We start from the raw sequence: 19,462 nt of genomic DNA, 5'->3' as shown, positions 1-19,462 counted from the left end.
AAGGGGAACGGGGAACGGGGAACGGGGAACAAGGAGCGGCGGTACGCACCGCCGCTTTTTCCCGTTCCCCGTTCCCCGTTGCCCGTTCCCTGCGCGCTTCGCGCGCACACGGCTTCACCCTGCTGGAAATGCTCGCCGTGATCCTGCTGATCGGGATCGCGGCGGCGGCGGTTTCCGTGTCGGTCTCGCAGGGCCTGGCCAGCGCGCGCGTCAATGCGGCCAGCGTCGAGATGGCCGCGGCGCTGCGCGCCACGCGCGCGCAGGCGATCGTCACCGGCAAGGAGCAGGTGTTCGACGTCGACATCCGCAAGAACACCTATAAAGGCGCCGACCATCGCGACGTGCGCCTGCCCTCGGGCATGAAGCTCTCGATCACCAGCGCCAAGGAAGACCAGCCCAACAGCAGCACCGGCCGCATCCGCTTCTTTCCGGACGGCAGCTCCACCGGCGGCCACATCACCCTGCAGCGCGAGCAGCGCAAGTGGCAGGTCAATGTGTCGTGGCTGACCGGCGCGGTGAGTGTGGTGACGACGTGAAACCGCCGGTAGCGACGCGCAGCGGGGGCTTCAGCCTCCTGGAAGTGATCGCCGCGATCCTGCTGCTGGCGATCGCCTTCACCGCGCTGATGCGCGTCACCGGCGGCTCGATCGGCCTGACCAACAACGCCGCCGACTACACCCGCGCCGCGCTGTGGGCGCACAGCCTGCTCGACACCGTCGACGCCGAAGGGCCGCTCAAGCCCGGCCGCAGCGAAGGCCGCTTCGACCAGCAATACCGCTGGCGCCTGACGGTGACGCCGTGGACGCCGGTGGACGTCGACCCGCAGCAGCAGCTGTCCTCGCTGGTATTGACCAAGCTGGATCTGGACGTGCTGTGGGGCCAGGGCCGCAGCGAGCGCACCGCGCACTTCAGCACGCTGCGCCTGACCATGCCGCCGAACGGACCGCAGTGATGTCCACGCAGCGCGGCTTCAGCCTGCTCGAAGTGCTGGGCGCACTGGCGCTGATGGCGCTGCTGCTGCTGGGCGTGTATTCGGGCGTGCGCACCGCCACGCGCAGCGTGCGTTCCGGTTCGATCGCGGTGGAGCGGCTGGACCAGTTGCGCTCGGCCCAGCAGTTCATGCGCCAGGAACTGACCCAGATCGCGGCGGTGCCGCAGGGTCGCGATCAGAACGGAGACAGTATCTATTTCACCGGCGATGCGCAGAGCATGCGCTTCGTCGCGCCGCTGCCGGGTTATCTGGGCAAGCTGGGGCCGCAGCTGCAGGAGTGGAAACTCGTGTCCAACGACAAAGGCGGCTCGCGGCTGGAAGTGCGCTTCGCGCTGTTGCCGCCCGACGGCAGCAACCCCAGGCCGCTGGGCGAGCCCGAAGTGCTGATGGACGACGTGCGCGAAGGACATTTCAGCTATCGCACGCCGGACCTGCCCGACCAGCCCGGCACCTGGCAGGCGACCTGGCCGGACCCGCGCCTGCTGCCGCGCGTGGTGCGCGTGGAGCTGAAGCTCGACGGCCTGCACGACTGGCCGCGGCTGGATGCGCCGCTGCGCATCGATCCCACCGCCGGCCAGCAGATGGACCTGCTGCGTGGCCTGCGCCGCCAGCCGGTGACGCGATGAGCAGGCGCCAGGCCAGCGCGAGCCCGGCACGCCAGCGCGGCGTCGCGCTGCTGGTGGTGCTGTGGGCCTGCACCCTGCTGGCGATCGTGCTCGGCGGCTATGCGCTGCTGGCGCGCAACGAAGGCCTGCAGGCGCGCTACCAGTTCGCCCAGCTGCGCGCGCATTACGCGGCGGAAGCGGGCATCAACCGCGCCATCTACGCGCTGCTCACGCCGTCGCCGGACCGGCGCTGGATTCCCGACGGGCGCGTGTATCCGCTCCAGTACGAGGATGCCAAGGTCGGCATCCGCATCGTCGACGAAACCGGCAAGGTCGATTTCAACGCGGCCTCGCCCGAGGTGCTCAAGGCCTTGTTCCGCGCCGCCGGCATGAACGACGGCGCGGCCAGCGACCTGGCCTCGCGCGTGGTCGAATGGCGCAGCTTCGGCAACCCCACGGACATGAACAACAACGCGGCCTACCTCGCGGCCGGCCGCGACTACGGCCCGCGCCACGGCCCGTTCGCCAGCCTGGAGGAAGCGCAGATGGTGCTGGGCATGGACCCGGCGGTGTATCGCAAGATCGCATCGCAGATCACGATCTGGTCGGGCCGCAATGCGCCCGATCCGAACTACGCGCCGGCGCTGGCCATGCAGGCCATTCCCGGCATGACGCAGGACCAGGCGAACGCGGCCTACGCCGCAAGACAGCAGGCCGGTACTACGCAAGGCCTAGGCGGCAGTCAGGGCGTAACGCATAGTATTCGTTCGGAGGCAACGCTACCGGACGGCACGCGGGCGATCCTGCGTGCCACGGTGCGGTTGCAGGGAGCCAGGGCCGGAACGCAACCGTACGCGGTGCTTCGCTGGCAGGAGGGAGACGGGGAATGAGCATGACCAGCTCGCTGCGACCGCAGCTCGAACAGGTGCGCCGCGCATGGCGGGCTTCGCCGTTGCCGCGGTTCTTCGCCTGGTGGGGCGGCGAGCTTGCCGCGCTGCTGCCGGCGGGCCTGCGCGCGCGCTTCGGCGGCGGCGCGGCCTGGCATCTGCTGGAGCGCGCCGATGGCGACTGGCGCCTGCGCCGCGACGGTTCGTCCGAGCCGCTGGCGCAATGGAGCGACGAACTCGAAGCCTCCGGCCAGCAGGCCGCGCTGGCCGACGGCCTGCGCGGCGTCGATCGCGAGGACTTGCGCCTGGCCCTGTGCCTGCCCGCCGCGCAGGTGCTGCGCCGTCCGCTGCTGCTGCCCGACGCCGCGCGCGACACGCTGCGCCAGGTCGGCGCGTTCGAGATGGACCGGCAGACGCCGTTCCGCCCCGAGCAGGTGCGCTACGACATCCGCGAATTGAACGCGCCGGCGCCGGCCGGCCGCATCGCCGCCGAACTGGTGGCCGTGCCGCGCACCACGCTCGACCCGCTGCTGGGCCGGCTCGGCCAGCTCGGCATCGCGGTGGACGCGGTGGACATGGCGGTCGACGCCGGCCGCTGCGGCGTCAACCTGCTGCCGCCGGAACAGGCGCCGCGCCGCACGCGGCCGCGCCAGCGGCTGAATCTGGCCCTGGCCGCGGCGATCGTGGTGCTGGCCGGCCTGGTGCTGGGCGAGTGGCTGCACAACCGGCGCGATGCGCTGGAGCAGATGCAGGCCCAGGTCGAGACCATGCGCGGCGAGGCGCAGAAAGTCGGCGCGCTGCGCCAGCAGCTGCAGGACATCGCCGGCGCCGCCGGCTTCCTGGCCGAGCGCAAGAAGAACACTTCTTCCGCGCTGGCCGTGCTGCAGGATCTCAGCCAGCGCCTGCCGATGACCGCGTGGCTGGAACGCCTGAGCATCGACAACACCGGGCAGGTCGGTTTCCAGGGCCAGAGTCCGCAGGCGGCACGCCTGATCGATGCGCTGAAGGATTCCACTGTCATCGCCAATCCGAATTTCCAGGGCACCATCCAGGCCGACCCGCAGACCGGCAAGGAACGCTTCTACATGGTTGCGCAACTGCGCAAGAAGATCCCGGCCAAGCCGGCGCGCCCGGGCGCGCCGGGCGCGGCCGCCAGCAGCGGAGAACAGCCGTGAAGCTGGCCGCGATGAAACCCCGCGACAGCCGCATCGCGGCGCTCCTGCTCCTGCTGGTGGCGCTGGTGATCGCTTATTTCGCGCTGCTGCACTGGTGGTTCGTGGCGCCGATGCTGGACGTCAACGCGCAGATGGCCGACCTGCGCGACACGCAATCGCGCTTCGCCGCCGCCATCGCGGAGAAACCGCTGCTGGACAAGCGCATCGCCGCGCTGGGCCAGGGCCAGGCCACCAGCAATGCCTTCCTGCCCGAGGACGATCCCAATGCGGCCGCCGCCGGCATGATGCAGCGCGTGGTCGACGTGGTCGCCGCGCATGCCGAGGGCGGCAGCTGCGAAGTGACGCAGAAGATGCCGGTGCCCAATCCGGCCACCCACGACGAGCCTTACCGCAAGGTGGCGGTGAGCATCAGCCTGCGCTGCGACATGCAGCCGCTGGCCGCCGTGCTGCACGACCTGGAACAGGGCACGCCGTATCTGTTCGTCAACGAGATGAGCGTCTACCGCAACCCGGTCGCCGCGCAGCAGAACAACAGCGCGCCGCCGCTGGAAGTGCAGTTCACGCTGTGCGGCTACGTGCGCCAGGCCAGCGGCGGCGCGCCCGCCACGCAGGCCGCGCCGCAGCAGCCGGGCGGGGAGGACGACGCATGAACGCCGCCGCGCAGCGCCGCCTCACCCCCGTGCTCGGCGGCATCGCCGGCGTGCTCGCCCTGCTGCTGTGCGTGCTGCTGGCCGGCGTCGGCCGCGGCGTGCACTGGAATCCGCCGCGCCCGACCGAACCCCTGCCGGACATGCACGACAGCGCCGCCGACCTGCCGCGGCCGCTGCCGCTGGAGCAGTTCGGCATCGTGTGGCAGCAGCCGGTGTTCAATCCCGACCGCAAGCCGATCACGCGCGCCGCCAAGGGCGGCGCGAGCCTGGGCGAGATGCAGCTGACCGGCATCATCCTCACCTCCAGGCTGCACATGGCCCTGCTGCACACGCGCGGCCAGGACGCCGACGTGCGCGTGGCCGAAGGCGCCTCGCTGCCGGACGGCAGCTGGAAGCTGGTGGAAGTGAAGCCGCGCTCGGCGGTGTTCGAATCCGGCAGCGGCCGCACCGAACTGGAACTGCCCGCCGGCGCGCCGATCGACGCGCCCAAGGCCGACGGCCAGCCGCCGCCGCCACCGCAGCAGCCCGGCAACATGACCGGCCCGATCGCGGTGCCGCCCGGCGCCGTGCAGCGGGTGGGACCGGGCATCGCGCCGCAGCCGCCGCCCGACAACAACGAACCCCGCCCGCAGCAGGCCGACAGCTCGCTGCAGGCCGAACGCATCCGCCAGCTCAAGGCCGCCATCCAGAAGCGTCGCGCCGAACAGCAGCAACAGCAGCAAGCCGGCAATCCTGAAGGAGCACACTGATCCATGTCCCCTTACTTCACCAAGCCGGCATGCCGCATCGGCAGCCTCGCACTGGCGGTCTGGCTGGCCGGCTGCGCCTCCATGCCGCCGCCCAAGGACGACGGCGCGCTGCAGCGCGAGGCCATGGCCGGCACCGAAAAGCCCGCGCCCGCGCCGCAGCCGCTGAACACCGGCGTCGGCCCCGCCGACAACAAGGCCATCGCGCCGCAGATCAGCGAAGGCAGCGGCAACTTCATCAAGCCCACCGCGCTGGCCACGCCGCGCACGCCGGCCAGCGGCGACGGCGCGGTCACCTTCAACTTCGAGAACCAGCCGGTGCAGGCGGTGGTGAAGGCGATCCTGGGCGACCTGCTCAAGCAGAACTACACCATCGCGCCGGGCGTGCAGGGCAACATCTCGTTTGCCACGGCGGAGCCGGTGGATTCCAGCCAGGCCATGCCGATCCTGGAAACGCTGCTGTCGTGGACCGGCAATGCGCTGATCAAGCGCAACGGCGGCTACGTGGTGGTGCCGGCCAAGGAAGCCGTGGCCGGCAATCTGGTGCCCAGCCTGGGCGCCGCGGCGCCCGCCGCCGGCATGCAGGCCCGGCTGTTCCCGCTGCGCTACATCTCGGCCGCCGAGATGCAGAAGCTGATCAAGCCGTTCGCGCGGCCGGACGCGATCCTGCTGGCCGACCCCTCGCGCAACCTGATCGTGCTGGCCGGCTCGCCGCAGGACCTGGCCAACTACCAGCGCACCATCAACACCTTCGACGTGGACTGGCTGCGCGGCATGTCGGTCGGCGTGTTCAACCTGCAGCGCGCCAGCGTGGCCGAGCTGATGCCCAAGCTGGACGGCATGTTCGGCGCCAAGGGCGACACGCCGCTGGCCGGCATGCTGCGCTTCATCCCGATCGAGCGCACCAATGCGCTGGTGGTGATCAGCACGCAGCCGAACTACCTGCAGGAAGTGGGGCAGTGGATCGAGAAGATCGACCGCGGCGGCGGCAACGAGCCGCAGCTGTTCGTGTATGACGTGCGCAACATCAAGGCCTCGGACCTGGCCCAGTACCTGGCGCAGATCTACGCCAGCGGCAACGGCGGCGGCAGTTCCGGCGGCCGCGTCGGCCCCGGCCTCAACGCGGGCACGCTGGGCGGCAGCGACAACAGCTACGGCTCCGCCAGCGGCATGGGCAGCACCGCCGGCAGCTTCGGCAGCAGCACTACCGGCGGGCTGGGCGGCAGCAGCGGCGGCCTCAATGGCGGCATGAACAGCGGCCTCAACAGCGGCATCAATTCCGGCGCCGGCTTCAACGGCGGCGACGCCAGCAAGACCGGCGGCTTCGGCGGCCCCGGCGCCTCGATCGGCAGCACCTTCGGCTCGCAGCAAAGCAGCGGCGGCGCCAACCAGGCGCCGCAGCAGTACAGCTCCGAGGACGGCAGCGTGCGCATCAGCTCGGTGGACGCGAACAACCAGCTGCTGGTGCGCGCGCGTCCTTCGCAGTGGTCGGAGATCGAATCGGCGATCAAGCGCCTGGACAACACGCCGCTGCAGGTGCAGATCGAGACGCGCATCCTGGAAGTAAAGCTCACCGGCCAGTTCCAGTTCGGCGTGCAGTGGTACCTGGAAGGCCTGATCGGCGGCACCAACAACGGCAACGGCACCTACACGCCGGGCCAGCCGGGCAACCAGCAGCAGTGGGGCCTGGGCCAGGGCGGCGTCACCTACAACCCCGGCACCAGCACCTCGGCCGGCGACGCGTTCTTCTACTCCTTCATCAACCACAACCTGCAGGTGGCGGTGCGCGCGCTGGAGCAGAACGGCAATACCAAGACGCTGTCGGCGCCCTCGCTGGTGGTGCTGAACAACCAGATCGCGCAGATCCAGGTCGGCGACCAGGTGCCGATCAACCAGACCAGCGTGAACCCCGGCGTGGGCACGGCCACCTACAACCAGGTGAACTACCTCAATACCGGCGTGATCCTCAACGTGCAGCCGCGCGTGAATCCAGGCGGCCTGGTCTATCTCAACGTGCAGCAGCAGGTGAGCTCGCCGAGCTATCCGGCCGGCCAGTCCAACCCGACCATCTCGCAGCGCTCGATGGGCACCCAGGTGGCGGTGCAGAGCGGGCAGACGGTGCTGCTGGGCGGCTTGATCTCGCAGCAGGACGGCACCACCGACGTCGGCATCCCCGGCCTCAACCGCATCCCGGTGCTGGGCCGCCTGTTCGGTTCGACCAACCGCAACCGCACGCGCACCGAGCTGATCGTGCTGATCACTCCGAAGGTGATCGGCAGCAGCGAGGAAGCCAAGCAGATCACCGACGAGTACCAGCAGAAGTTCGAATCGCTGGCACCGCTGCGCCAGCAGGCGGCGGGGGCGGCGCCGGCGTCGCAGCCGTATCCCACCAAGTAACGCGCGCACTTACCCCCTCTCCCCTGCGGGGAGAGGGTTGGGGTGAGGGGGGCCTACGGAGCGGTGAAGCGCGAGCACAAAAGCGAGCGACGCTTCGTCGATCTTCCGTAGCGAGCCCCGGCCCCTCATCCGCCTGCCGGCACCTTCCTCGCTCCTCAAAGCAGAGCACATCCATGTGCTCTCCCCGCGTGCTCCCCGGAGGGGCGAAGGGTCTCTCCGTTGAAGGCCGTTATCATTCCGGCGATGACTCTCGCCTTCCCCATCACCCCGCTGCTCCCCGAGATCCGCGCCTCCCTCGCGGCGCATCCGCGCCTTGTGCTGGAAGCGCCGCCCGGCGCCGGCAAGACCACCCAGGTGCCGCTGGCCTTGCTTGGCGAAGCCTGGCTGGCCGGCGGCAAGCTGCTGATGCTGGAACCGCGCCGCATCGCCGCGCGCGCCGCCGCGCAGTTCATGGCGCGCCAGCTCGGCGAGGAGCCGGGGCAGACGGTCGGCTACCGCATCCGCTTCGAGTCCAAGGTCAGCGCGAAGACGCGCATCGAAGTGGTGACCGAACGCATCCTCACGCGGCTGATCCAGGACGACCCGGAACTGAGCGGCATCGGCGCGATCCTGTTCGACGAATTCCACGAGCGGCATCTGGCGGGCGATCTGGGCGCGGCACTGGCGCTGGACGTGCAGGCCACGCTGCGCCCGGAGCTGCGCCTGGTGGTGATGTCCGCCACGCTCGACGGCGAGCGCATCGCGCAGTGGCTGGACGCGCCGCGCATCAGCAGCCCGGGCCGCAGCTTTCCCGTGCGCATCGACTATCCGCCGGCACGCACCCAGGAAAGCACCGAGCATCAGCTGGCCCGCGTGGCGCGGCTGGCCCTGAAAGAAAACGACGGCGACGTGCTGGCCTTCCTCCCGGGCCGCCGCGAGATCGCGCGTGCCGAGGCGGTGCTGGCGCAGACGCTGGAGTGCGGCGACGTCGACGTAGTCGCGCTGCACGGCGAGCTGTCGATGGCGGAACAGCAGGCCGCGCTGAGCCCGGCCGAGCCGGGCACGCGGCGCATCGTGCTGGCAACGAACGTGGCGGAATCGAGCGTGACCTTGCCGGGCATCCGCGCGGTGGTCGACAGCGGCCTGGCGCGCGAGCCGCGCTTCGATCCGAATTCCGGCTTTACGCGGCTGGAAACGGTGACGATTTCGCAGGCGTCGGCGGATCAGCGCGCCGGACGCGCGGGCCGCGTGGCCGAAGGCACGGCGTATCGGCTGTGGCCGCAGAGCAAGCGGCTGGATCCGTCGCGGACGGCGGAGATCGCGCAGGCGGAACTGTCCGGTCTGGCATTGGAATTGGCGGCGTGGGGTGTGACGGCCGAGAGCGGCAGTCTGCCGTGGCTCGATGCGCCGCCGTCCGGTGCGCTGGCGCAGGCGCGCGAACTGCTGATCGCGCTCGGCGCGCTCGATGCGAGCACGCGCATCACCTCGCTCGGCCGCCGCATGCTGGAACTCGGCGCCGCGCCACGCCTCGCCGCCGCGGCGATGCGCGCGCCGCCCGAGCTGCACGCCCTGGTCGCCGACCTGCTCGCACTGATGGAAGCGCGCTCCCCGCTGCGCGGCGAACAGGCGCGCAGCGACGATTTCCGCGCGCGCGTCGATGCGCTGCACGCCTGGCGCGACCGCCGCACCGCCGGCGCGCGCGGCGGCGCCGATACCGGCGCGCTGGCCGCGATCGAACAGGCCAGCAAGGGCTGGCGTCGTCGCTTGGATTTGCGCACCGCCGCCAGCGGCGTGCCGGACAGCCACGCGGTCGGCGATCTGCTGCTGCATGCGTTTCCCGATCGCGTGGCGCGGCGCGACGACAACAATCCCCTGCGCTACACGCTCGCCAACGGCCGCGGCGCGCGCCTGCACGAAGGCACGGCCCTGCTCGGCGAACCCTGGCTGGTGGCGCTGGACCTGCGCTACGAGGCGCGCGACAGCCTGATCCTGGCCGCCGCGCCGCTGGATCCGCGCGTGCTGGAACGCGACTATCCCGCGCAGTTCCGCCGCGAGCGCGCGCTGCGCTGGAACGACGAGCGCAATGCGGTGGAGGCGTTCGAGGAACACCGCTATGCCGGCATCGTGCTGTCGCGGCGCAGCGTGCCGGTGCAGCCCGGAGATGCCTTGCCCGCGCTGCTGGCGGCGATCCGCGCGAAGGGACTGGATGCGCTGCCGTGGAGCGAGCACGCCCGCCGCCTGCGCCTGCGCATGCAGGCCGTGCGCGAATGGATGCCGGAACTCGGCCTGCCGGACGTCAGCGACGACGCGCTGCTCGCTTCGCTGGAAACCTGGCTGGCGCCTTACCTCGACGGCAAGCGCCGCTTCGATGCGCTGAGCGCGGAGGAACTGTCACAGGCGCTGTCGTCGCTGTTCGATTACGAACAACGCCGCGCGCTCGAGGCGCACGCGCCGGAAAACCTCACCGTGCCCAGCGGCATGAGCCGCCGCATCGAATACGCCGCCGGCGAACCGCCGGTGCTGGCGGTGAAGCTGCAGGAACTGTTCGGCCTGGCCGATACGCCGCGCGTGGGCAATGGCCGCGTGCCGGTGACGCTGCATCTGCTGTCGCCCGCGGGGCGGCCGATCCAGGTCACGCAGGACCTGAAAGGCTTCTGGGAGCGCACGTATCCGGAAGTGAAGAAGGAACTGAAGGGGCGCTATCCGCGGCATCCGTGGCCGGACGATCCGTGGAGCGCGACGCCGACGCACAGAGCGAAGCCGCGCGGCACCTGAACTCCCTCTCCCCAGCGGGGAGAGGGCTGGGGTGAGGGGGACCTACGGAGCGTAGAAAGCGGCAGCCTGAAGACGAGCGATGCTTCGTCGATCTTCCACCGCGAGCACCCGCCCCTCATCCGGCTGCCGCCACCTTCTCCCCGGAGGGGAGAAGGGTTCACTTAGCCGGCTGCCGGTATCAGCGGCCTGCCGCTCTCCAACACCGCAAACGCCGCCGCCCCCAGCAACCCGGTCTCCGGATGCACCATCGCGATCGTCGGCACCTGCTCCATGGTCTCCTTGAAGCGCCCCTTCGATTCGAAGCGTTCGCGGAAGCCGCCGCGCTGCAGCCACGGCATCAGGATCGGCAGCACGCCGCCGGTGAGGAAGACGCCGTCCCAGCCGCCCAGGCTCAGCACCAGGTCGCCGGCCACGCTGCCGAAGATGCCGGCCAGCGTTTCCACCGCGCGCACGCACAGCGGGTCGGTGCCGGCGTTGGCGTGGGCGGTGATGTCTTCGGGGGTGTATTCCTCGGCCTTCAGGCCTTCGATGTCGGCCAGGGCCAGATACAGATTGACCAGGCCGTTGCCGCAGATCATCCGCTCGTTCGACACGCGGCCGAAGCGCGCATTGAGGCGGTGCAGGATCTCCACGTCTTCCGCCGTATGCGCGGCGAAGCCGGCGTGGCCGCCTTCGGTTTCCAGCACCGTCCAGCGGCCGTCGCGCAGCAGCAGGCCGGCGACGCCCAGGCCGGTGCCGGGGCCGACCACCACGAAGGTCTGCGCGTGATGCGCGCCGATCTTCGGCGGCTGCGGCGCGCCCACCGGGGTGAGCTCGGCGGCGGCCAGCAGCGGCACGGCCATGCCCTGGGCGGCGAAGTCGTTGATCAGGCGCACCGAGTCGAATTTCAGCTCCGCGGCCAGCTCGTGCGCCGACACCTGCCAGGGATTGTTGGTGACCTTCACCGTCTCGCCGTCGACGATGCGGCCGGCGGCTGCGATCACCGCGCGCTCGGCCGAGCGGCCGCTGTCGGCGAAATACTGGCGGATGGTGTCCGCCATCGACGGGAAATCCTTGACCCGGTAGCGCCGCACGCTGTCCAGCAGCAGGGGTTGGGGCAGGGCCGGGTCGGCCAGGGCGAAACGGACATTGGTGCCGCCGAGGTCGGCGAGCAGGGTGTTGGCGCTGGAAGTCGAGCTCATGAAAGGTCCTGGCAACGGATCACGCAAAGCGTGCCGGGTGCGGACTCAATCGTCCAGCACCGCGCCGTTGCTCTCGATGACCCTGGCATAGAGTTTCGCGGTCGCCTTCGGCGTGCGCTTCTGCGTGGCGAAATCGACATGGTACAGGCCAAAGCGCTTGGAGAAACCCAGGGACCATTCCAGATTGTCCAGCAGCGACCACGCGTAGTAGCCCTTGAGGTTGACCCCTGCGTCGATCGCCTTGCGCAGCGCGCGCAGGTGCTTGCGCAGGTAGCCGGTGCGCAGCGGATCGTCCAGCACGTCGCCCTCGGCCACCGGCGGATCGTAGAAGGCCGAGCCGTTCTCGGTGATGTACAGCGGGATGTCGCCGTAGCGCTGCTTGAACCAGGTGAGCGTGTCGGTCAGGCCCTGCTCGAACACTTCCCAGCCGGTCTCGGTGTAGGTCTTGTTGGGCTGGCGCACCGGCGAGGCCTTGAGCGGGTACTGGGCCGGATCGTTCTTCACCACGGCGCGGGTGTAGTAGTTGATGCCGACGAAGTCGACCTTCTGCCGGGTCAGCTTGAAGTCGTCCTGCGGGAAATCCGGCCAGGCCTCGCCGAAGATTTCCTTCAGCTCCGGCGGATAGCTGCCGAGCAGGGCCGGATCGGCGAACTGCTCGTTCATGTAGGCATGCGCGCGGCGGGTGGCGGCCAGGTCTTCGGGGCTCTGCGAGTGCGGGTACTTCGGCTCGATGTTGAACACCACGCCGATCTCATGCTTGCCGTGCGCGCGATACGCCTGGATACCGGCGCCGCTGGCGCGCATCAGGTTGTGCGCGGCGATCGGCGCCTCGTACTTGCTGCGGTGGCCCGGCGCCAGCGCGCCGTGCAGATAGCCGCCGTCGGTGACCACCCACGGCTCATTGAGCGTGGCCCAGCGCTGCACGCGGCCGTCCAGCGCCTTGAACATCACCTCGGCGTATTCGGCGAACCAGTGCGCGCTGTCGCGGTTGAGCCAGCCGCCGCGGTCGTCCAGCGCCGCCGGCATGTCCCAGTGGAACAGGGTGGCGTTCGGCGCGATGCCGTGCTCCAGCAGCTCGTCGACCAGGCGCTTGTAGAAATCCAGGCCCTTCTCGTTGACCCGGCCGGTGCCTTCCGGCAGCACGCGCGCCCAGGCGATGGAGAAGCGGTAGCCCTGCAGGCCCAGCGCCTTCATCAGCTGCACGTCGTCCTTGTAGCGGCGGTAGTGGTCGCAGGCCACGTCGCCGGTGTCGCCGCCGACCATCATCCCGGGGGTGTGCGCGAAGCGTTCCCAGATGCTCGGGCCGGCGCCGTCGGCCAGCGGGGAGCCCTCGATCTGATAGGCGGAGGTGGCGGCGCCCCACAGGAAGCCTTCGGGAAAGCGGTAGCTGGTCATGGTGGATGTCCCGGATGCCGCATCGCGGCTTGATGTAAACGTTTACATTGGAGAATATCCGAATGTTTCCCGCTTGTGCAGCCCGTCCGGCTGGCCGGCGCCCCGCCCGCATGGTTCGATCGGCCGTGCCTTGAGAGAAGAGAGACGTCATCGATGGCCAAGGTCCGCCTGGACAAGCTGCGCAAGGTCTATCCGAACGGCCACGTCGGCGTGGCGGAGGCCAGCTTCGAGATCGCCGACGGCGAGCTGCTGGTGCTGGTCGGCCCCTCCGGCTGCGGCAAGACCACCTTGCTGCGCATGATCGCGGGGCTGGAATCGATCAGCGGCGGCACCCTGAGCATCGGCGAGCGGGTGGTGAACGAGGTGGCGCCGAAGGACCGCGACATCGCCATGGTCTTCCAGAACTACGCGCTGTACCCGCACATGACCGTGGCCGAGAACCTCGGCTTCGGCCTGAAGCTGCGCGGCCAGCCCAAGGCCGAGATCGACCGCCGCGTGGCCGAGGCGGCCAGGATGCTGGAGCTGGAACAGCGCCTGGATGCGCGCCCCGCCGCGCTGTCCGGCGGCCAGCGCCAGCGCGTGGCGCTGGGGCGCGCGCTGGTGCGCGACCCGAAGGTGTTCCTGCTGGACGAGCCGCTGTCCAACCTGGACGCCAAGTTGCGCCTTTCCATGCGCGTGGAGATCGCGCGCATCCACCAGCGCCTGAAGGCCACCATGGTCTACGTCACCCACGACCAGATCGAGGCGATGACCCTGGGCCAGCGCATCGTGGTGCTGAGCGGCGGCGTGATCCAGCAGATCGACACGCCGATGAACCTGTACGAGCGCCCCGCCAACCTGTTCGTGGCCGGCTTCCTGGGCAGCCCGGCGATGAACCTGCTGCGCGGCGTGCTGTACCGCGACGGCGGCTGGAAGCTGGCCATGCCGCAGGGCGAACTGATGCTGGGCGAGCTGCCGCAGGGCGCGGCGCTGGAAGCCTGGCGCGACCGCGACGTGGTGGTCGGCCTGCGCCCGGAGGATCTGCTGCTGCAGCCCGGCGCGCACGGCGCCGCGCTCAGCGCGCAGCTGGAGGTGGTGGAGCCGGTGGGCAACGAGGTCTTCCTCAACCTGCGCCATGGCGAGCTGGCCCTGGTCTCGCGCATGCCGCCGCGCGAACTGCCGGCGCCCGGCAGCGAGCTGCACTTCGGCTTCGCGCCGGAGCGGCTGCATTTCTTCGATGCCAAGGGCGAAGGCGCGCGCATCGCGTAGGTTGGGGTGAGCGCCAGCGAACCCCAACGGGGACAGCGCGGCAAAATGCCCGATTCCCAGGCGTTGCTCCCGCCTGGCGCTAACATGCACGGGTTCCCGTCCCGACGAGACCCACTCATGAGCTTCCCCGCCATCCGCATGCGCCGCATGCGCCGCGACGCCTTCTCCCGCGCGCTGATGCGCGAGCACACCCTGTTGCCCAGCGACCTGATCATGGTCGCGTTCCTGATCGAAGGCGAAGGCCAGCGCGAGCTGGTGCCGTCGATGCCGGGCGTGGAGCGGCTGTCGATCGATGGCCTGCTGGACCTTGCCGGCGAATGCGTGCGCTTAGGGATCCCCGCGCTGGCGCTGTTCCCCTCGCCGGGCCAGCAGGTAAAGACCGAAGACGCCCGCGAAGCCTGGAACCCCGAGGGCCTGATGCAGCGCGCCACGCGCGCGCTGAAGGCGGCGTACCCGCAGCTGGGCCTGATCGGCGACGTGGCGCTGGACCCCTACACCACCCACGGCCAGGACGGCCTGATCGACGGGAACGGCTACGTGATGAACGAGCCCACCGTCGAGGCGCTGATCAAGATGTCGCTGGCGCAGGCCGCGGCCGGCATGGATTTCGTGGCGCCCTCGGACATGATGGACGGCCGCATCGGCGCCATCCGCGAGGCGCTGGAAGACGCCGGCCATATCCACACGCGCATCCTGGCCTACTCGGCCAAGTACGCCTCTTCGTTCTACGGCCCGTTCCGCGATGCGGTCGGTTCGGCCGCGAATCTGGGCAAGGGCGACAAGCACACCTACCAGATGGACGTCGGCAACAGCGACGAAGCGCTGCGCGAAGTGGAGCTGGATATCGGCGAAGGCGCCGACGCGGTGATGGTGAAGCCCGGCATGCCGTATCTGGACGTGCTGCGGCGGGTGAAGGATGCGTTCGGGATGCCGACCTTCGTGTACCAGGTGAGCGGCGAGTACGCGATGTTGAAAGCCGCTTCGATGAACGGCTGGCTCAACGAGAAGGCGGTGGTGCTGGAATCGCTGACGGCGTTCAAGCGCGCCGGCGCCGATGCGATCCTGACCTATTACGCGATCGACGCGGCGCGCTGGCTGCGAGGCGAATAACTGCTCTTGCCCCCTCTCCCCTCCGGGGAGAGGGTTGGGGTGAGGGGTCGGGCGGAGCGATGAAGCAGAGGCGGTAAGCAAGCCACGCCCTGTCTAACCGTCTTGGCGAGCACCCGCCCCTCATCTGCCTGCCGGCATCTTCTCCCCGGAGGGGAGAAGAGTTGCACTAGACGTACTGCGCTATTCCATTGCCGAACGACCAGTTCTCCTTCCCCGTCTCCAGCAGATTGATCAGCAGATTCTCCGGCCGCAGCCCCGGCTGCTCCGCCAGCAGCTCCGCCATGCGCTTATAAAACGCCTGCTTCTTCTCCGTCGTCCGCGTGTTGTTGCAGGCGATCTGCACCATCACCAGATCGTCGTCGCGCGCGATGTCCAGATAACCGGGGTCGTAATCGAACTCCTCCGCCTCATGCTGGCTGACCAGGATGAAGCGGTCGTTCTCCGGCACATCGAAGGCTTCGCGCATGGCGCGGTAGATGCCGTTGCGCAAGGCGGCGATGTAGGCGGCGGACTTGCCGCGGCGCAGGGCGATGCGGACCAGGGGCATGGCGGATTCCTCAGGCGGTGACGGGGGAAAGATGGCGGCGGGGCAGGGACACATGCCCGACGTCGTAAAGCTGGCGGCCATCGCGGGCCAGCTCCGGGCGCAGCTCGTGCCACAGGCGCAAGCGCACCAGGGTCCAATGCGTCGGGTCGAAGGCGCTGACCGCGGCGAGCGCGCCGTCGGCGAGATCGGCGCGGACTTTGTCGGCTTCGCGCTCGCGCAGTTCGTCCAGGTCCGTGAATGGCGCGATGTTTTCCAGATCGCGCGAGGCGCACACCGCCTGCCGGGCTTCCGGCGACACCTCGCCCCGCCACACCGACCAGGTGCGCACTTCCGGCCAGCCGAAGGCCTGCGTCACGCCGGCGAAGCCGCTGCTGCCGAGAAACGCGTTCATGCCCTCGGCGTCGTCCCATAGATAGAACGGCGCGTACAGGTTCTGCCGTGTCGGCAGGCGTGCGCCGCGGCGGTCGGCGCTGAGGTAGGCCTTGAAGCGCAGGCGGGGGAAGTCGTCGAGCATCGAGCCCTTCTCGGCGATGCGGCGCCGGACGATGCCCATGTCGTAGTCGGCGGGCAGGACGAAGGCGTATTGCATGGCCAGCATGGCGGCACTCCGTGCGGTTGACGGCGCCTACCGTAACGCCACATAGTCGTCCGGAAAATCGGGAAATTCAAAACTCACCGTCCGGTAAAACCGGATGATGGCGGAGGCGGCTCCATGCGGCGGGTGAACTTCGATCTCGATGTGCTGCGCAGCTTCGCGCTGGGCGTGGACCTGGGCAGTTTCGCCAAGGCGGCGGACCGGCTGGGCCGCTCCACTTCGGCGGTGAGCGCGCAGCTGAAGAAACTGGAAGAGCAGGCCGGCATGCCGATCCTGCGCCGGCAGGGGCGCGGCATGGCGCTGACCGAGGCCGGCGAGACCATGCTGGCCTATGCGCGCCGGCTGCTGGAATTGAACGACGAAGCCGCCGCCGCGCTGCAGGGCGGCGAGCTGGAGGGCTGGATCCGGCTGGGCCTGCAGGAGGATTTCGGCGAGGCCCTGCTGCCCGACGTGCTCGGCCGTTTCGCCCGCGCCCATCCCAAGGTGCGCATCGAGGCGCGCATCGCGCGCAATGCCGAGCTGCTGGACCGCGTCGCCGGCGGCCGGCTGGACCTGGCGCTGGCCTGGGATGCCGGCACGCCGACCGTGACGCCGCATGCCGAACGCCTGGGCGAGATCCCGATGCGCTGGATCGGCCCCGCCGCCGACCTGCCCGGCTGGAGCGCGGACAGCGGCGAACCGCTGCCGCTGGTCTCGCTCGACGCGCCCTGCCTGATGCGCACCGCCGCCGCCGCCGCGCTGGACCGCGCCGGCATTCCCTGGCGCATCGCCTTCACCAGCGCCAGCCTCGCCGGCATCTGGGCCGCCGTCGCCGCCGGCCTGGGCGTGGCCTTGCGCACGGGCGTGGGCCTGCCGCCCTCGGTGCGCGCACTGGCGCCGGAGGAAGCCGGCCTGCCGCGCCTGCCGCTGCTGGGCCTGCACCTGCATCGCGCCGAGGCGGAGCCGGCGCCGGCGATCGCGCGGCTGGAGGCGATCCTGCGCCAGCGGCTGGAAGGACTCTCCGCGTTCGCCTGATGCGCATCGCCGCCGCGTGCAATCGGTCCGCTTTCGTCATTCGCCCCTGCCGCGTCGCATGAAATAATCGTCCGCATCCCCTCTGCCGGCAGCGCTCGTGGACAGCCATTCCTTTCTCAACACCGCGCTGGTCTTTCTATTGGCAACGGTGATCGCCGTGCCGCTGACCAAGCGCTTCCGCCTCGGCGCCGTGCTCGGTTTTCTGATTGCCGGCGTGGTCATCGGCCCGCAGGCGCTGGGCCTGGTCGGCGACACCGAGGGCGTGGCCACCATCTCCGAATTCGGCGTGGTGCTGATGCTGTTCGTGATCGGCCTGGAGCTCTCGCCGCAGCGCCTGTGGGTGATGCGCCGCGCGGTGTTCGGCGCCGGCCTGCTGCAGGTAGCTGCCTGCAGCGTGGCGATCGGCCTGGCCTGCTATTTCCTGTTCGGCTTTACCGCCAATGCCGCGGCCATCGTCGGCGGCAGCCTGGCGCTGTCGTCCACCGCGTTCGGCCTGCAGATCCTGGCCGAGCGCAAGGAGGCCGGTTCGGCCTATGGCCGCATCACCTTCGCCGTGCTGCTGTTCCAGGACCTGGCCGCGATCCCGTTGATCGCCGCCGTGCCGCTGCTGGCCAGCAGCGCCTCGCCGCATGGCGTGGAGCCGCAGGCGATCCTGCGCACGGTGGGCGCCATCGTGGTGGTGGTGGTCGGCGGCCGCTATCTGCTGCGCCCGGTATTCCGTTTCGTGGCGCGCGCCAATGCGCAGGAAGTCTCCACCGCCACCGCGCTGCTGGTGGTGATGGGCACGGCCTGGCTGATGGAGGAAGTCGGCGTGTCGTCCACGCTCGGCGCCTTCCTCGCTGGCGTGCTGCTGGCCGATTCGGAATACCGCCACGAGCTGGAATCGCATATCGAGCCGTTCAAGGGCCTGCTGCTGGGCCTGTTCTTCATCAGCGTGGGCATGTCGATGGACATCTCCCTGCTGCTGCACCAGCCGCTGCTGGTGCTGGCGATCACGCTGGGCGTGCTGGCGGTGAAGGGCATGCTGCTGTGGCCGCTGGGCCGCATCGTCGGCGCGCTGAACCGGGCCGACACCTTGCGCATGGTGGTGCTGCTGGCCTGCGGCGGCGAGTTCGCCTTCGTGGTGCTGAAGCAGGCCGGCGAGCAGCGCCTGATCACCGAGCTGCAGCAGGGCCTGATCGTGCTGGCGATCACCCTGTCGATGGCGATGACCCCGCTGGTGGTGGCGGTGGTGGCCAAGGCGGTGGACATCAAGGCGAAGAAGCCCGACCGCGAATACGACACCATCGAGACCGCGCCGCCGCGCGTGATCATCGCCGGCTTCGGCCGCGTCGGGCAGATCGTCGGCCGCGTGCTGCGCGCGCAGCGCATTCCGTTCGTGGCGCTGGAATCCTCGGTCGAGCAGATGGACACGCTGCGCCGCTTCAACAACACCTCGCTGTTCTTCGGCGACCCGGCGCGCCCCGACCTGCTGCGCGCCGCGCAGGCAGACCAGGCCGAAGTGTTCGTGCTGGCCACCGACGACCCGGAAGCGAACCTGCGCATCGCGCGCCTGGTGCGCCGGCAGTATCCGCACCTGAAGATCATCGCCCGCGCGCGCAATCGCCAGCACGTGTTCCGCCTGATGGACTTGGGCATCGAGGAACCGGTGCGCGAGACGTTTTCTTCCAGCCTGAAGATGACGCGCAAGACGCTGGAGGCGCTGGGGCTGTCCAGCGAACTGGCGGCCGACCGCGTGGAGCGCTTCCGCCAGCACGACATGAAGCTGCTGAAGGCGCAGTACCTGGTGTACGACGACGAGACGCGGCTGGTGCAGACCTCGAGGGAAGCGCTGAACGATCTGATGCATCTGTTCGATGCGGACGACGATCCGATCGCCAAGCGGGAGCGCGAGGAAGCGGCGGTGGCGCCGGTGCCGGCGCAGGACTCCAACTGACCCGGCACGGATGGCGTAGGTTGGGGTGAGCCGCAGGCGAACCCCAACGCCGGCACCTTGATACGCCTCGCCACGTTGGGGTTACTCACCCCAACCTACGCCGTTACACCATCCCTCACTGAACGCCTGAACTTGCGCCCCCGCAGGCGCAACTCATTTCGACGCCGATCGGGAAAGATGCGCGGAGCCTGGAGCCGTGCCGCCGCGGGGCGGGCCGCGCCAGGCCGTGTT

The 19,462-nt window shown here is 69.8% G+C and carries 17 protein-coding genes; 13 read left to right on the top strand and 4 right to left on the bottom strand.

The window, feature by feature from the left end; genetic code table 11:
• Positions 1-89 precede the first annotated feature (89 nt).
• The 9 genes from ISN75_RS20095 (at position 90) to hrpB (ending at position 10,205) form a co-directional block, all read left to right on the top strand.
• Positions 90-536 (top strand): GspH/FimT family pseudopilin, encoded by a 447-nt coding sequence (locus ISN75_RS20095; RefSeq protein WP_343818257.1) that lies wholly within the window; start codon positions 90-92, stop codon positions 534-536.
• The gene (locus ISN75_RS20090; RefSeq protein ID WP_167253491.1) at positions 533-952 is read left to right on the top strand and encodes a prepilin-type N-terminal cleavage/methylation domain-containing protein; all 420 of its coding nucleotides are present in this window, start codon (positions 533-535) and stop codon (positions 950-952) included. Before ISN75_RS20095 ends, ISN75_RS20090 begins: the two co-directional genes overlap by 4 nt.
• A complete protein-coding gene (locus ISN75_RS20085) occupies positions 952-1,617 on the top strand; it encodes a prepilin-type N-terminal cleavage/methylation domain-containing protein (RefSeq protein WP_343817847.1) in 666 nt (221 codons plus the stop codon). The genes ISN75_RS20090 and ISN75_RS20085 overlap by 1 nt, the downstream gene beginning before the upstream one ends.
• The gene (locus tag ISN75_RS20080; protein ID WP_343817846.1) at positions 1,614-2,486 is read left to right on the top strand and encodes a type II secretion system protein GspK; all 873 of its coding nucleotides are present in this window, start codon (positions 1,614-1,616) and stop codon (positions 2,484-2,486) included. Before ISN75_RS20085 ends, ISN75_RS20080 begins: the two co-directional genes overlap by 4 nt.
• Positions 2,483-3,658 (top strand): PilN domain-containing protein, encoded by a 1,176-nt coding sequence (locus tag ISN75_RS20075; RefSeq protein ID WP_167253494.1) that lies wholly within the window; start codon positions 2,483-2,485, stop codon positions 3,656-3,658. The genes ISN75_RS20080 and ISN75_RS20075 overlap by 4 nt, the downstream gene beginning before the upstream one ends.
• Positions 3,655-4,308 carry a type II secretion system protein GspM gene (gspM, locus tag ISN75_RS20070; protein WP_168648306.1) on the top strand — a complete coding sequence of 218 codons (654 nt, stop codon included), beginning with the start codon at positions 3,655-3,657 and terminating at the stop codon, positions 4,306-4,308. Before ISN75_RS20075 ends, gspM begins: the two co-directional genes overlap by 4 nt.
• The gene (locus ISN75_RS20065; RefSeq protein WP_167253498.1) at positions 4,305-5,057 is read left to right on the top strand and encodes a general secretion pathway protein GspN; all 753 of its coding nucleotides are present in this window, start codon (positions 4,305-4,307) and stop codon (positions 5,055-5,057) included. Before gspM ends, ISN75_RS20065 begins: the two co-directional genes overlap by 4 nt.
• Positions 5,058-5,060: 3 nt before the next feature.
• Complete coding sequence (gene gspD, locus ISN75_RS20060) at positions 5,061-7,451, top strand: type II secretion system secretin GspD (protein ID WP_167253507.1); 2,391 nt, start codon at positions 5,061-5,063, stop codon at positions 7,449-7,451.
• 243 nt (positions 7,452-7,694) lie between these two features.
• Positions 7,695-10,205, top strand: coding sequence for an ATP-dependent helicase HrpB (hrpB, locus tag ISN75_RS20055; protein ID WP_343818255.1), 2,511 nt, complete (start codon positions 7,695-7,697; stop codon positions 10,203-10,205).
• A 161-nt stretch (positions 10,206-10,366) separates the two neighbouring features.
• Here hrpB and glk read toward each other — a convergent pair whose 3' ends face one another.
• Together glk and ISN75_RS20045 are read right to left on the bottom strand one after the other, a co-directional pair.
• Positions 10,367-11,386: a glucokinase gene (gene glk, locus ISN75_RS20050; RefSeq protein WP_167253508.1), complete on the bottom strand. Its 1,020-nt coding sequence runs from the start codon at positions 11,384-11,386 to the stop codon at positions 10,367-10,369.
• A 45-nt stretch (positions 11,387-11,431) separates the two neighbouring features.
• Positions 11,432-12,781 (bottom strand): GH1 family beta-glucosidase, encoded by a 1,350-nt coding sequence (locus ISN75_RS20045; RefSeq protein WP_343817843.1) that lies wholly within the window; start codon positions 12,779-12,781, stop codon positions 11,432-11,434.
• Between the two features lie 153 nt (positions 12,782-12,934).
• Here ISN75_RS20045 and ISN75_RS20040 point away from each other — a divergent pair, with 153 nt between their 5' ends.
• Both ISN75_RS20040 and hemB read left to right on the top strand, forming a co-directional pair.
• The gene (locus ISN75_RS20040) at positions 12,935-14,029 is read left to right on the top strand and encodes an ABC transporter ATP-binding protein (RefSeq protein ID WP_168648302.1); all 1,095 of its coding nucleotides are present in this window, start codon (positions 12,935-12,937) and stop codon (positions 14,027-14,029) included.
• Positions 14,030-14,146: 117 nt separating this feature from the next.
• Complete coding sequence (gene hemB / locus ISN75_RS20035) at positions 14,147-15,139, top strand: porphobilinogen synthase (RefSeq protein WP_343817841.1); 993 nt, start codon at positions 14,147-14,149, stop codon at positions 15,137-15,139.
• 166 nt (positions 15,140-15,305) lie between these two features.
• Here hemB and ISN75_RS20030 read toward each other — a convergent pair whose 3' ends face one another.
• Both ISN75_RS20030 and ISN75_RS20025 read right to left on the bottom strand, forming a co-directional pair.
• Positions 15,306-15,686: a tautomerase family protein gene (locus ISN75_RS20030; protein ID WP_343817839.1), complete on the bottom strand. Its 381-nt coding sequence runs from the start codon at positions 15,684-15,686 to the stop codon at positions 15,306-15,308.
• A 10-nt stretch (positions 15,687-15,696) separates the two neighbouring features.
• Complete coding sequence (locus ISN75_RS20025) at positions 15,697-16,284, bottom strand: DUF4865 family protein (RefSeq protein WP_343817837.1); 588 nt, start codon at positions 16,282-16,284, stop codon at positions 15,697-15,699.
• A 114-nt stretch (positions 16,285-16,398) separates the two neighbouring features.
• On the opposite strand from ISN75_RS20025, the gene ISN75_RS20020 reads away from it, so the two are divergent.
• Positions 16,399-17,295: a LysR substrate-binding domain-containing protein gene (locus ISN75_RS20020; RefSeq protein WP_343817835.1), complete on the top strand. Its 897-nt coding sequence runs from the start codon at positions 16,399-16,401 to the stop codon at positions 17,293-17,295.
• Between the two features lie 97 nt (positions 17,296-17,392).
• The gene (locus ISN75_RS20015; protein WP_167253522.1) at positions 17,393-19,231 is read left to right on the top strand and encodes a monovalent cation:proton antiporter-2 (CPA2) family protein; all 1,839 of its coding nucleotides are present in this window, start codon (positions 17,393-17,395) and stop codon (positions 19,229-19,231) included.
• Positions 19,232-19,462: the final 231 nt, after the last annotated feature.

This window comes from Dyella marensis (genome assembly GCF_049532885.1).
GTDB lineage: Bacteria > Pseudomonadota > Gammaproteobacteria > Xanthomonadales > Rhodanobacteraceae > Dyella_D > Dyella_D marensis.
This window is presented reverse-complemented; position numbering and strand designations above follow the sequence as displayed.